Source organism: Streptomyces zagrosensis (genome assembly GCF_014203645.1).
GTDB classification, from domain to species: Bacteria; Actinomycetota; Actinomycetes; order Streptomycetales; family Streptomycetaceae; genus Streptomyces; species Streptomyces zagrosensis.
Genome location: NZ_JACHJL010000001.1, coordinates 583,611 through 596,988, shown reverse-complemented (window position 1 = coordinate 596,988; position 13,378 = coordinate 583,611). Strand labels below are relative to the sequence as shown.

Here is a 13,378-nt window from a genome sequence, read left to right as displayed (position 1 = left end):
CAGTCGCCGCAGCCGACTTCAGACATACGACGACGGAGAACACAGTCATGAGCAATCGAAACAACCAGCAGAACAAGCAGGCGGCCCGAGAGCGGCTGCGCGCCGAGCGGGAGAAGCAGGCGAAGAAGGAGAAGGTGCGTCGGCAGCTCGTCGTCGGTGGCTCCATCGTCGCGGTCCTCGCCGTGGCGGGCGGCATCGGCGTGGCGGTCGCCAACATGGGCGGCGGCAGCGAGAACAGCGAGATGAGCGGTCCGGAATGGCGTTCCGCCGCCGCGAAGAAGACGTATGCGCAGCCGGCCAACACGACCGGTGACAAGGGCACGGCGATCGTCATCGGCGACGAGAAGGCCAAGGAGACCATCGACCTCTACGAGGACCCGCGGTGCCCCGCGTGTGCGACTTTCGAGCAGCTCAACGGCAAGCAGGTGGACCAGGACACCAAGGACGCCCGCTATAAGGTGCGGTTCGTCCTGGTCAACTTCATTGACGACATTGCCGGAGGCAGCGGGTCGAAGAACGCCGTCAGTGCGCTCGGCGCCGCGCTGAACGTCAGCCCGCAGGCCTTCCTGGACTACAAGACGGCGCTCTTCACCAAGGACAACCACCCGGAAGAGCGCGACGACCAGTACTCCAACGACAAGAAGCTGTTGGAGATCGCCAAGCAGGTTCCCGCGCTCAAGGGCAACCAGAAGTTCGAAAAGGCCGTGAAGGACGGTACTTACGACAAGTGGGCGCTGGAAATGGGCAAGCTCTTCAAGAAGAACAACATTCAGGGCACGCCCGCGCTCATGCACAACGGCGAGAAGGTCACCGTGAACGGCAAGGACACGCCCATGGCCCCCGAGGACTACATCAAGGTCATGGACGAGAAGTTCCCCAAGAAGTAAGGGTGCGGGGCGTGGGTGGGCCGCTGCCGCCCACCCACGCCGGGCTCCGTCGCCCAAGCCGCCCGCACGGAACGCTGCCCTAAACGTTGCCCCGAACAAGCCGCCCGTACGGAGCGCTGCCGCGAAACGACGGTTGCACAGTTCAGTCCGCATAGGCAGTGCCAGCACGGGACTTCGTCTCGACGCCGGCCGCGTGCTGGTGCCTCGATGGGCGCATACCGCTCGTGAACGGGGGCCGTCCGGCTCCGGGCCCTGCGCATCGCTGGCGTGACCAGCAGGTGTCGAGCACGCCACATCTCGTCGCAAGCCTGCCACTGACGCCTACCGGCCAGTATGGTCATCGGCCGTGACCTCTCAAGACGCCATATCTCGCCGCTCCGCCGTTACGGCCGTCGCGGCCTCAGCGGCCCTGCTGCCCCTGGCCGGCCTCTCCCTCGCGCACGCCGCGACCGATGGCCCCGCTTTCCTGCACGGCGTGGCCTCCGGTGACCCGCTGCCCGACGGCGTGCTGCTGTGGACGCGAGTCACCCCGAGCCCGGACGCCGTGCCGGGGTCCGGGCGCGGGCCGGCCGTCGAGGTCACCTGGGAGGTGTCCGAGGCGGAGGACTTCGCCACCGTCGTCGCGCACGGCAGGGTGAAGGCCACCGTGGACGCCGACCACACCGTCAAGGCCGATGTGCGCGGGCTGCGGCCCGGCACCGCGTACTCCTACCGCTTCGCGGCGGGCGACGCCGTCTCCCCCGTGGGCCGCACCCGGACCGCCCCGGCGCACAACACCTCGGACGGCAATGTGCGCTTCGGCGTGGTCTCGTGCGCGAACTGGGAGGCCGGGTTCTTCTCCGCGTACCGGCATCTGGCGGCCCGCAGGGACGTGGACGCGGTGCTGCACCTGGGCGATTACCTCTACGAGTACCCCGCGGGCACCTACCCGGCGGCGAAGTACGGCGTGCGCCGGCACTCCCCCGCCCGTGAGATCGTCACCCTCGCCGACTACCGCGTTCGGCACGGCAACCACCACACCGACGCCGATCTACGGGCCCTGCACGCGGCGCATCCGGTGATCGCCATCTGGGACGACCACGAGTTCGCCAACGACGCCTGGTCGGGGGGCGCGGAGAACCACACCCCGGGCACCGAGGGTGAGTGGGCGGCCCGGGTGGCGGCGGCAAAGCAGGCGTACTTCGAGTGGATGCCGGTACGGCCGAGCACGGCGGGCACCACCTACCGCAGGCTGCACTTCGGCTCACTGGCCGAGTTGCACCTGCTCGACCTGCGCTCGTTCCGCTCCCAGCAGGTGACGGCGGGCAGCGGGAGCGTGGACGACCCGGATCGCACGATCACCGGACGAGCCCAACTCGACTGGCTCAAGGCCGGGCTCGCGACCTCCAGCGCGCGCTGGAAGCTCGTCGGCACCTCGGTGATGATCTCCCCGTTCGCCTTCGGCGCGCTCCCTGCCCAACTGCTGAAGCCGCTGGCCGAGTTGGTGGGGCTGCCGAACGAGGGGATCGCGCCCATCGTGGACCAGTGGGACGGCTACACCGACGACCGCCGCGAGTTGCTGGGCCACCTACGCGAGCGGAGCATCGACAACACGGTCTTCCTCACCGGCGACATCCATATGGCCTGGGCCAACGACGTGCCGGCGAAGGCCGCGACGTACCCGCTCTCGCCCTCCGTGGCCACCGAGTTCGTGGTCACGTCGGTCACCTCGGACAATGTCGATGATCTACTGCACGTCGCCCCACACACCCTCTCGCTCGCCGGGGTCACCGCGATCAAGGCCGCCAACCGGCATGTGAAGTGGCTGGACATGGACTCACACGGCTACGGCGTGGTCGATGTGACGGCGGAGCGCACGCAGATGGACTACTTCACCATCTCCGACAAGACCGACCCGAACGCCACCACTTCCTGGGCTCGCTCCTACCGAACCCAGTCGGGCACCCAACGCCTGGAGCGGGCCGACCAGCCGGTGCGCTGACACGGCCAGAGCCGGGGGTGCGGTGTCGCGGGCGCGGCCCCGCGGGCCGACCGCCCCCGGGGGCTCCTCGGGGGCCCGAGCCCCCTACAGCTCGTCCAGGAACCCCAGCGCCACCTTCCAGGTGCTTTCCGCGGCCTCTTCGTCGTAGTCCGGCAGGTCCGGGTCGGTGTAGATGTGGCCGGCGCCCGGGTAGCGGTAGACCTCCACGTCCGCGCCGGCCCGGCCCATCCGCAGATACCAGGCGTTGAGCCAGTCGTGCGGCTCGAACGGGTCCGGGTCCGCCACGTGCAACTGCACCGGCAGCCCGTCCGTGGCAGCGTCGTCCGCGATGTCCGACGTGCCGTGCAGCAGGAGCAGCCCGCGCGCCTTGGTGTCGCCGAGTGCGAGAGTCTGCGCGATCGAGCCGCCGAGCGAGAAGCCCGCGTACACCAGGCCACGCTCGGAAAGCGGGGCCACGGCGCGCACGGCGCGCAACAGCAGCTCGTCCTTGCCGATCGCGTCCTTGATCGCCATGCCGGCTTCGACGGTTTCGGAGGTTCAACCCTCGTAGAGGTCGGGCAGGTGCACCTCATGGCCCGCGGCACGCAACCGCTCGGCAGCCGTGTGCACGGCAGGGCGCAGCCCATACGCGGAGTGGAAGAGCACAATTGTCGATGGCCGGGCCACTGGAGTCACATCCCTGTCGCTGTTTCGTAGGTATCCCATCGTGCCAGTTACGGTGGCGGACGGTGACCCGCGAAGAGGACCCGAAGAGGAGCTGAAGTGTCCATGGAGGACGTGCTGCGACCGCTGATCGTCATCGGCGGTTCGGTCACGCTCACGGTCGTCGTCGGCTGGGTGGTCGATCGGCTGTTGAACAAGACCGACCAGCGCCACCCCGAGACGCCGCTGTGGGGGCTGCTGCGCCGCTGCCGATACCCCTTTCAGGTGGCGATGTGCACAGGGCTCATACACGGCTCGTACCGCGAGACCCAGCTGCTCGACAAGGACAGCCACTGGGACGCGATCGGCCTCGTCCTCACCCTGATATTCATCGTCATGGTGGCCTGGCTCGCGGTGCGGATCTCGGCCGCCGTGATCGAGTCGAGTTACGCGCGCTACGCCACCGGCCGCCGCGATCCGGCGCGTGCCCGCCGGGTGCGTACCCAGCTCACGCTGATTCAGCGGGTGGTCGCCGCGGTGGTGGGGGTGGTGTCAGCCTCCGTGGTGCTGCTCCAGTTCCCGGCCATGCAGGCGTTCGGCACCTCGATGTTGGCCTCGGCCGGTGTGCTCGGCATCGTCGCCGGTATCGCCGCCCAGTCCACCTTGGGCAATCTCTTCGCCGGGCTACAGATCGCCTTCGGGGACACCGTGCGCATCGGGGACACCGTGGTGGTCGAGGGCGAGTGGGGCACGGTGGATGAGATCACTCTCACCTATCTGGTCGTCCGCACCTGGGACGAGCGGATGATCACGATGCCTGTGTCGTACTTCACCAGCAAGCCCTTCGAGAACTGGTCGCGCGGCGGCGCTCAGATGACCGGCACCGTGTTCTTCCAGCTCGATCACGCGGTGCCGGTGGAGAAGATGCGCGAGCGGCTTCGGGTGGTACTCGACGACTGCCAGGCGTGGGACGGCCGGGCCTGGAACCTGCTCGTCACCGACACCACGCCCAGCACCGTCGAGGTACGGGCGCTGGCCACTGCACGCAACGCGGATGACCTGTGGACGCTGCGCTGCGAGATCCGTGAGCGGCTGCTGACGTGGCTGCGCGACGAGCACCCGTACGCCCTGCCGCGCATCCTCACCGCCCCCGCCCCCGGGCGGGACACCGGCCACCTTCCGGCCCAGGGGCCCGCACCGCAGTCCCCCGGGGACGTCCTGGGCGCTGCGGGCGCTGCGGGCGCTGCGGGCGCAGCCTCGTCGTAAGCCCCTACGCACCGCACCGCACCGCCGCGCTGTCGCACCGCTGCGCCACCACACCGCCGCACCGCTGTCTCGCGTCGGCGTCGGCGTCGGCGTCGGCGTCGGCATAGCCGCACCCCGCGTCAGGGCCGATCCGGCGGCAGGGTCCCGCGCAGGCTGCGCATGTCGAGCTGGTGGAGCACTCGGTCGGTGATCTCCGGGTCGGCGCCTGGCTCGCTGCGGACGGCCAGCACCTCGTGCCGGGCCGCCGACAACAGCTCGCCGTGGATGTGTTGGAGCCGCTTGCCGCGCGCCACCCGCCGTTCGTGGCTCTCCCGCCGGTCGTCCGCGACGATGTCGGGGCAGATGCGGGCGCCGAGGTCGTACGCGCGGCGGGCGAGCTGTTCCAGCAGTTCATCCGGGAGATCCTCCTCTTCCTCGATCTCCTTGAGCCGGCGCCGGGTCGCCTTCAGCACCCGTTCCGCCAGCTCCCGCTCGAACGCCTCCTCCGCCTTGGCATCGGGGCTCACCCGCAGCCGGCGCACCAGCCACGGCAGGCTGAGCCCCTGGATGAGCAGGGTGGCGAGCACCACCGAGAAGGCAATGAACAAGATTTCGTCCCGGGCCGGGAAGTCGCCGCCGTCGTCCACGGTGAACGGAATGGCCAGGGCCAGCGCAACCGATGCCACGCCGCGCATCCCCGACCACCACATGATGACCGTCTCCCGCCAGCTCATCGGGATGTCCTCGTCGTAATCCCGCCGCTGGTGCAACCGCTTGGCCAGCCACGCCGCGGGCAGCAGCCACAGCAGCCGCATCCCCACCACGACCGCGACGATGGCCGCACCGGTGCCAAGGAACTCGTCCCAGCGTCCAGCCGCGGTGCCCACGACGGCATGCAGCTCAAGCCCGATGAGCCCAAAGGCCACGCCGGTCACCAGGGTGTCCACCACCTCCCAGAAGGTGCGCCCGGCCAGCCGGCCCAACACGTCGTCGGCGTCGGCCGCGTGCTCGGACAAGAAGAGCGCCGTGGTGAGCACCGCGAGCACGCCCGAGCCGTGGAACTCCTCGGCCAGTACGTACGCGGCGAAGGGCACAAGCAGCGTCAGCCCGATCTGGAGCGTCGGATCATCGAGGAGCCCCATCAGCTTGGACGTCGCCCAGCCGAGCAAGAGCCCGACGGCGACCGCGACGACCGCCGAGAGCGCCAGCGTCCCGGCCGCGCTCGGCAGCGAGAAGCTACCGCTGACGGCGGCGGCGATCGCCACGTGGTAGAGCACGATGGCGGCGACATCGTTGAACAGCCCCTCGCCCTCCAAGATGGAGACCATGCGGCGCGGCAGCCCAAGCCGCCCCGCCACCGCGGTGGCAGCGACCGGGTCCGGTGGGGCGACCAGCGCGCCGAGCGCCACGGCGGCGGCAACCGGCAGCCCGGGCACCATGGCATGCGCGAGCGCCGCCACCGCGGCGGTGGTGACGAAGACCAGGGCGACGGCGAGCAGGAAGATGGCCCGCTTGTTGGCCACGAACTGCCGCCACGAGGTGCGCTGCACGGCCGCGTACAACAGCGGAGGCAACACCAGCGGAAGGATCAGGTCCGGCGGCACCCGAACGTTGGGCACCCACGGCAGCAGCGCGAGGGCCACACCGATCAGCGTCATCAGCACCGGTGGTGGCAGGCTCAATCGCTCCCCAACGGGAACCATCACCACGGCCCCGAGCAGCAAGAGGAGCAGTAGGGCTAGCTGATCCACGGGCCGTGCCCTTCCGGAGTCGGTCAGACGATCACGGCTTCAAGCCTGCCATGCGGTACGACAAATACCGCACTGAGCCCTCGCGTGAGGCGCACTCCGCGCTCCGTTGGACCACCAGCCAGCCCCGCACCGCCATGTCATCGGCGGTGGGGCCGTGCAGGTTAGGCGCTTTCCGCCCGCACCCGGTCCAGCGCCTGCTGCAAGTCCTGCGGGTAGGTGCTCTCGAACTCCACCCAGCGCCCGTCCGCCGGGTGCTCAAAGCCCAGCCGCATGGCGTGCAGCCACTGCCGGGAGAGCATCCATCGCTGGGCAAGGGTCGGGTCTGCGCCGTAGGTGAGGTCGCCGACGCACGGATGGCGATGCGCGGCCATGTGCACCCGGATCTGGTGCGTACGCCCGGTCTCCAGCTTGATGTCCAGCAGGCTCGCGGCCCGGAACGCCTCGATCAGGTCGTAGTGCGTGACGCTGGGCTTGCCATCGGCGGTGACCGCCCACTTGTAGTCGGCGGTGGGGTGCCGGCCGATCGGCGCGTCGATGGTTCCGCTCATCGGGTCCGGGTGGCCCTGCACCAGCGCGTGGTACCGCTTGTCCACCGTGCGCTCGCGGAACTGCTGCTTGAGCAGGGTGTACGCGCGCTCCGACTTGGCGACGGCCATCAGCCCCGAGGTGCCCACGTCGAGCCGGTGCACGATGCCCTGACGCTCGGCGGCGCCCGAGGTGGAGATGCGGTAGCCGGCGGCGGCGAGGCCACCGATGACGGTGGTGCCACTCCAGCCGGGGCTCGGGTGTGCGGCAACGCCGACCGGCTTGACGATGACCACGATGTCCTCGTCGTCGTGCACGATCTCCATGCCATCGACGGGCTCGGCGATGATCTGCACGGGCGGCGCGGCCTGCGGCATCTCTACTTCAAGCCAGGCCCCGCCGGAGACCCGGTCGGACTTCCCGGCCTCTGAGCCGTCCACCCGCACCTTCCCCGCGGCGGCCAGCTCGGCCGCCTTGGTGCGGGAGAAGCCGAACATTCGGGCGAGTGCGGCATCGACACGCTCACCCTCTAGGCCATCGGGTACGGGCAGCGTGCGGATTTCGGGAAGCGTACTCACCCAACGAGTATGCCGGACGGCCACCGCGTCTTCGTACGCCCGTCCTGTTCCCCATACCGTGCGGGACCGACAAGCGACACGGTCAACGACCCGCGAACCCGGAGCCAACTGGGCCGTGGCGCCCGTGGCGCCACTGACGTCGGGTGGGGTTACTCACCGTCCGACGTCAGTGCGGATGCACCGTGCCGTCTGGGTCCAGGCCACGAAAGGAGAGGATCACGATCGTGATGCCGCCGCAGACGATCGCGGAGTCGGCGAGGTTGAAGACCGCGAAGTTCGCGGGCGCGATGAAGTCAACCACCGCGCCCTTGAACCCGCCGGGGGTACGAAACAGTCGGTCGGTGAGGTTGCCGAGCGCCCCACCGAGCAGCATCCCCAGCGCGATCGCCCACGGCACGCTGTACAGCTTGCGGGCGATGCGGGCGATCACCACGATCACGATGGCGGCGATGCAGGTGAAGACGATGGTCATCGCCTCGCCGAGGCCGAAGGCGGCACCACGGTTGCGCACCACCTCAAACCGCAGCCAGCTCCCCAGCACATCGATGGAACCCTCGTGCTCAAGCTGGGACACCACAATGATCTTCGTGCTCAGATCGAGCAGGTAGGCGACCGCGGCGACCGCGAGCAGCACAAGAATGCGCCGCTCGCCCCGCCCGCCGGTCGTGCCCGGCTCCGCCGAGGCGCCGGCTTCTTCCACCTTCGCCGGCTCTGCCGAGGCGCCGGCTTCTTCGGCCTTCTCCGGCTCTGGCGTTCCGATGGCCTGCTCCGCCTCTGTCACGTGAGTCCCTCAACGTCGCTTCCCCCGGGCGCCAAGCCACCCTGGTAGAGCACGAGCGTACGACACCCCCGTTACGCCATCGTCAGCGGCGTTCTTGCCGTTGCTTGCACTCCACGCACAGCGTGGCCCGCGGAAAGGCCTGCATCCTGGCCTTGCCGATCGGATTGCCGCAGTTCTCGCACAACCCGTACGTCCCGGCCTCAAGCCGCGCTAGCGCACGCTCGCTTTGGAGCAACATCTCGCGAGCGTTGCTGTTCAACGCCATCTCGTGCTCGCGCGTGACGTTCTTGGTGCCGGTGTCGGCCTGATCGTCGCCTGCCCCATCGCCGGAATCTCGCAGCAGACCACTCAGCGCCTCCTCCGATGCCTGAATCTCGGAGCGCAGCCGCTGTGCCTCCTCTTCCAACGTGGTACGCGCCTGGTCCACCTCGGCCGGTGACCAGGGGTCCTCGTCCGGCCGGATGGCCAGCTCGCCCGGTTCCGCGGGGGCAGCCACCCGGGCTCCCGGCACCGCGCCCACCTCCGGCTCGGCCCGCTTGCCGATCGACGCCCCACCCGGAGTCTCCTTAGCAGCCACCTTCTTGGCTCCCGTCTTTTTCGCGGGCACCGCCTTCTTGGCCGGTGCGGCCTTCTTGGCTGTGTTCTTTTTTGTTGTGTTCTTCTTCGCTGCGCTCTTCTTTGCTGCGCTCTGTTTTGCTGCGCGCTCCTGTGCTGTGCGTTCCTTTGCCGGGGCCGCCGCGGTGGCCTCCTTGGCTTGGGCCTTAGCCGGTGCCTTAGCCGGTGCCTCAGCTGCCGTGGTGGCCTTCTTTGCCGGTGTCGTCTTTCGCTCGGGTGCGCCCCGGATGGCAGGTGCGTCCTTCCGTGCCGATGCCGCCTGCTGCCCGGGCGACGACGACGTTGCGGAGGATGTGTGTGGCGCGGGTGCGGCCCGCCCGGCCGACGCCGTGGACTGCTGCACGGCGGTCTTCCTCACCACCTTGGCCGCGCCCCCTTCACATACTGTGATCTTGCGCGCGCATCGTGCCGGAACGATAAAACGACTCCCACCACGCGGCAACAGGGCACGCCGCCCTCCGAAGCCCCGGGCACCTCCACCCGACAAGACGCGGTATGCGGCCCGCCACCTGGCAGACCGGTCTCAACCGTTGTGCCCCACGGCACGCGGGGTAATCCGACCTCGATCGCGCCCGCCGCCGCGATGGCCACCGCACGCCGGAGTCGGGCAGATCGGCAGGTGGGTGAGGTGCCGATGAGAGCCACGGGACGACAGCAGCCAAGGCCAGGCGGCCTGCGACAAGAGCGAGAGCGCGGGAAGAGGCGAGTGCAAGAGCGCAGCAAGAAGGGCAGCGCGGTGGGGAGAAAAACACGGTCGGCCGCCCACCGCACGGGCCGTACACTGAGCGCAGCGAGAGGCGTAGAAGGGGACGAGTAGCGCCGTACGCAGCCAGGAGCGATCCGGGGATGGTGTGAGCCCGGAGGCCAGCGCGACGTGAAGATCACCCCAGAGCCGCCGGAGGAAAGCTCCCCGCTCCCGTAGCGGACGGACGCGAGTAGAGCCGGCAGCGCGACCCCAATGAGGGGGCCGTGAACGGTGTTCACGGCCAAGGAGGGTGGTACCGCGGGAGCAACCTTGCTCTCGTCCCTTCGACGGACCACGCAAGCCGTTCCGCCGGAGGAAGAGACAGTTTCATGACGTCGCAGCCGTCCCAGCCGCCGCTGTACCGCCAGGTACCCGCCCAGGTGGACCTCCCCGCCCTGGAACACGCCGTGCTCGACTTCTGGCGTGAGAACAAGGTCTTCGCCCGCTCGCTCGAACAGTCACAGGGGCGCCCGGAGTGGGTGTTCTACGAGGGCCCGCCCACCGCCAACGGCATGCCAGGGGCTCATCACATCGAGGCCCGAGTCTTCAAGGACGTCTTCCCGCGCTTTCGCACCATGCGCGGCTACCACGTCGCCCGCAAGGCCGGCTGGGACTGCCATGGGCTGCCCGTGGAGCTGGCGGTCGAGAAGGAACTGGGCTTCAACGGCAAGAAGGACATCGAGGCGTACGGCATCGCGGAGTTCAACGCGAAGTGCCGCGAGTCGGTGACCCGGCACACCGACGCCTTCGCCGAGCTGACCACGCGCATGGGGTACTGGACCGACCTCGATGACGCCTACCGCACCATGAACCCGAGTTACGTGGATTCCGTGTGGTGGTCGCTGAAGGAGATCTTCGCCAAGGGCCTCCTCGTCCAGGACCACCGCGTCGCCCCCTGGTGCCCGCGCTGCGGCACCGGCCTGTCGGACCACGAGCTGGCCCAGGGCTACGAGACGGTGGTCGATCCCTCCGTCTATGTGCGCCTGCCGCTCACCTCCGGGCCGCTCGCCGGCGAGGCCGCGCTGCTGATCTGGACGACCACGCCGTGGACCCTGGTCTCCAACACCGCCGTCGCCGTACACCCCGACGTTCGCTACGTGGTCGCCTCCAACGGCCAGGAGAAGCTGGTCGTTGCCGAGCTGCTTCTTGGCAAGGCGCTGGGCGAGGGCTGGGAGGCGACCGGCCAGTCGTTCACCGGCGCTGAGATGGAGCGCTGGACCTACCAGCGCCCCTTCGAGCTGGTCGAGCTGGCGGACGCCAACTTCGTCGTCAACGCCGAGTACGTGACCACCGAGGACGGCACGGGCCTGGTCCACCAGGCCCCGGCCTTCGGTGAGGACGACCTCAAGACCTGCAAGAACTACGGACTTCCGGTGATCAACCCGGTCCGCCCCGACGGTACGTTCGAGGCGGAGCTGCCGCTCATCGGCGGCCAGTTCTTCAAGAAGGCCGACGAGGTCCTGGTCGCGGACCTCCAGGCGCGTGACCTGCTGTTCCAACATGTGGCGTATGAGCACAGCTACCCGCACTGCTGGCGCTGCCACACCGCACTGCTCTACTACGCGCAGCCGTCGTGGTACATCCGCACCACGGCCATCAAGGACCGCCTCCTGGAGGAGAACGAGCGGACCAACTGGTTCCCCGACTCGGTCAAGACCGGCCGCTACGGCGACTGGCTGCACAACAACATCGACTGGGCGCTGTCCCGCAACCGCTACTGGGGCACCCCGCTGCCCATCTGGCGTTGCGAGGAGGACCACCTGACCTGCGTCGGCTCCCGGGCCGAACTCAGCGAGCTGACCGGCAGCGACCAGTCGAGCCTCGACCCGCACCGCCCGTACATCGACGAGGTCACCTTCGCCTGTCCGCACGACGGCTGCGCGCTCACGGCCGTCCGCGTGCCGGAGGTCATCGACGCCTGGTACGACTCGGGAGCGATGCCGTTCGCGCAGTGGGGCTACCCGTACCAGAACAAGGAACTCTTCGAGAAGCGCTACCCGGCGCAGTTCATCTCGGAGGCCATCGACCAAACGCGCGGCTGGTTCTACACGCTGATGGCGATCGGCACCCTGGTCTTCGACAAGTCGTCCTACGAGAACGTGGTCTGCCTCGGCCACATCCTCGCCGAGGACGGCCGCAAGATGTCCAAGCACCTGGGCAACATCCTGCAACCGATCCCGCTGATGGATCAGCACGGCGCGGACGCGGTGCGCTGGTTCATGGCCGCGGGCGGCTCCCCGTGGGCGGCACGCCGAGTCGGGCACGGCACGATCCAGGAGGTGGTGCGCAAGACGCTGCTCACCTACTGGAACACGGTGGCCTTCCAGGCGCTGTACGCGCGTACCTCCCAGTGGGCGCCCAGCGCATCGGACCCGGCCCCGGCCGAGCGCCCGCTGCTCGACCGCTGGGTGCTCAGCGAGTTGCACGCGCTGAGCGACCAGGTCACCGCCGCCCTGGAGGCGTACGACACACAGCGCGCGGGAAAGCTGCTTTCGGCGTTCGTGGATGGCCTGTCCAACTGGTACGTGCGCCGCTCCCGGCGCCGCTTTTGGCAAGGTGACGCGGCGGCGCTGCGTACCCTGCACGAGGCGCTGGAGACCGTCACCCGCCTGATGGCGCCGCTGGTCCCCTTCATCACGGAGCGAGTCTGGCAAGACCTGGTCGTGTCTGTAGACGCGGACGCCCCAAGCTCGGTGCACCTGGCGACGTGGCCGGAGGCCGACCCCGCGCTGATCAACCCACTGCTGTCGGAACAGATGCTGCTGGTGCGCCGGCTGGTCGAACTGGGCCGCGCCTCGCGCGCCGAGTCCGGCGTGAAGACCCGGCAGCCGCTGTCCCGGGCGCTGATCGCGGCGAGCGGCTTCGACACCCTCCCCGACGAACTGCGGGCGCAGATCGCCGAGGAACTGAACGTGACGTCGCTGGCCTCGCTGTCCGATATGGGTGGCTCGCTGGTGGACACCACGGCGAAAGCCAACTTCCGTGCACTGGGCAAGCGGTTCGGCAAGGGAGTCCAGGTGGTGGCCAAGGCCATTGCGGACGCCGATGCCGCCGCGCTCTCCCTGGCGCTGCGCGAGGGCACCGCGGCGGTGACGATCGACGGCGAGCGCGTTGACCTCGCGCCCGACGAGGTGATCATCACCGAAACCCCGCGTGAGGGCTGGTCGGTGGCGTCCGATGCGGGCGCGACGGTCGCCCTCGACCTGGAGATCACGCCGGAGTTGCGCCGCGCGGGCCTGGCCAGGGATGCGATCCGGCTGATCCAGGAGGCGCGGAAGAACTCCGGTCTCGATGTGGCGGATCGGATCGCGGTGCGCTGGTCGGTGACGGAGCCGGAGACCGCCGAGGCGGTCACCGAACACTCCGCGCTCATCGCGGACGAGGTGCTGGGCACGGACTTCGCCCAGGGCGCGGCCGACGACAGCTTCGGCGAGCCCTTCACGGACGAGGCCCTGGGCCTGACGTTCCGGTTGCGCAAGGTGTAACGCCGACCGCTCATCGAGCCGGGCCACGCCCCTCGTTCCGCGCACACCGCGCGCGGGCCGGGGGGCGTGGTCGTTGCCGGGCAGGAGCGTGTCGCGCAGAGGCACGCTATCGCGCGCGGGGGCGCGCCAGGCAGGCGCCGTCG

General features: G+C 69.3%; 8 protein-coding genes and 1 pseudogene. 4 read left to right on the top strand and 5 right to left on the bottom strand.

Translation table 11 applies throughout. The annotated features are described in order from the left end of the window. Window positions 1-47: 47 nt before the first annotated feature. Entirely contained in the window at window positions 48-887 is an 840-nt protein-coding gene (locus FHS42_RS02510; RefSeq protein WP_184568797.1) for a thioredoxin domain-containing protein, read from the top strand. Window positions 888-1,233: 346 nt separating this feature from the next. Beyond that, a complete protein-coding gene (locus FHS42_RS02505) occupies window positions 1,234-2,868 on the top strand; it encodes an alkaline phosphatase D family protein (RefSeq protein WP_184568796.1) in 1,635 nt (544 codons plus the stop codon). 84 nt (window positions 2,869-2,952) lie between these two features. Here FHS42_RS02505 and FHS42_RS02500 read toward each other — a convergent pair. Further along, a pseudogene (locus tag FHS42_RS02500) lies at window positions 2,953-3,573 on the bottom strand (dienelactone hydrolase family protein). 63 nt (window positions 3,574-3,636) lie between these two features. Between FHS42_RS02500 and FHS42_RS02495 the strand changes: the two are divergent. Beyond that, window positions 3,637-4,776, top strand: a complete 1,140-nt coding sequence (locus FHS42_RS02495; protein WP_184569057.1) for a mechanosensitive ion channel family protein — start codon at window positions 3,637-3,639, stop codon at window positions 4,774-4,776. A gap of 119 nt (window positions 4,777-4,895) precedes the next feature. Here FHS42_RS02495 and FHS42_RS02490 read toward each other — a convergent pair whose 3' ends face one another. The 4 genes from FHS42_RS02490 to FHS42_RS02475 form a co-directional block, all read right to left on the bottom strand. Continuing rightward, the gene (locus FHS42_RS02490) at window positions 4,896-6,506 is read right to left on the bottom strand and encodes a Na+/H+ antiporter (RefSeq protein WP_184568795.1); all 1,611 of its coding nucleotides are present in this window, start codon (window positions 6,504-6,506) and stop codon (window positions 4,896-4,898) included. Window positions 6,507-6,667: 161 nt separating this feature from the next. Continuing rightward, the gene (locus FHS42_RS02485; RefSeq protein WP_184568794.1) at window positions 6,668-7,609 is read right to left on the bottom strand and encodes an RluA family pseudouridine synthase; all 942 of its coding nucleotides are present in this window, start codon (window positions 7,607-7,609) and stop codon (window positions 6,668-6,670) included. 166 nt (window positions 7,610-7,775) lie between these two features. After that, entirely contained in the window at window positions 7,776-8,390 is a 615-nt protein-coding gene (gene lspA, locus FHS42_RS02480; protein WP_184568793.1) for a signal peptidase II, read from the bottom strand. An 82-nt stretch (window positions 8,391-8,472) separates the two neighbouring features. Next, window positions 8,473-9,366 carry a TraR/DksA family transcriptional regulator gene (locus FHS42_RS02475; protein ID WP_312866671.1) on the bottom strand — a complete coding sequence of 298 codons (894 nt, stop codon included), beginning with the start codon at window positions 9,364-9,366 and terminating at the stop codon, window positions 8,473-8,475. Window positions 9,367-10,079: 713 nt separating this feature from the next. On the opposite strand from FHS42_RS02475, the gene ileS reads away from it, so the two are divergent. Then, complete coding sequence (gene ileS, locus FHS42_RS02470; RefSeq protein WP_184568791.1) at window positions 10,080-13,235, top strand: isoleucine--tRNA ligase; 3,156 nt, start codon at window positions 10,080-10,082, stop codon at window positions 13,233-13,235. Window positions 13,236-13,378: the final 143 nt, after the last annotated feature.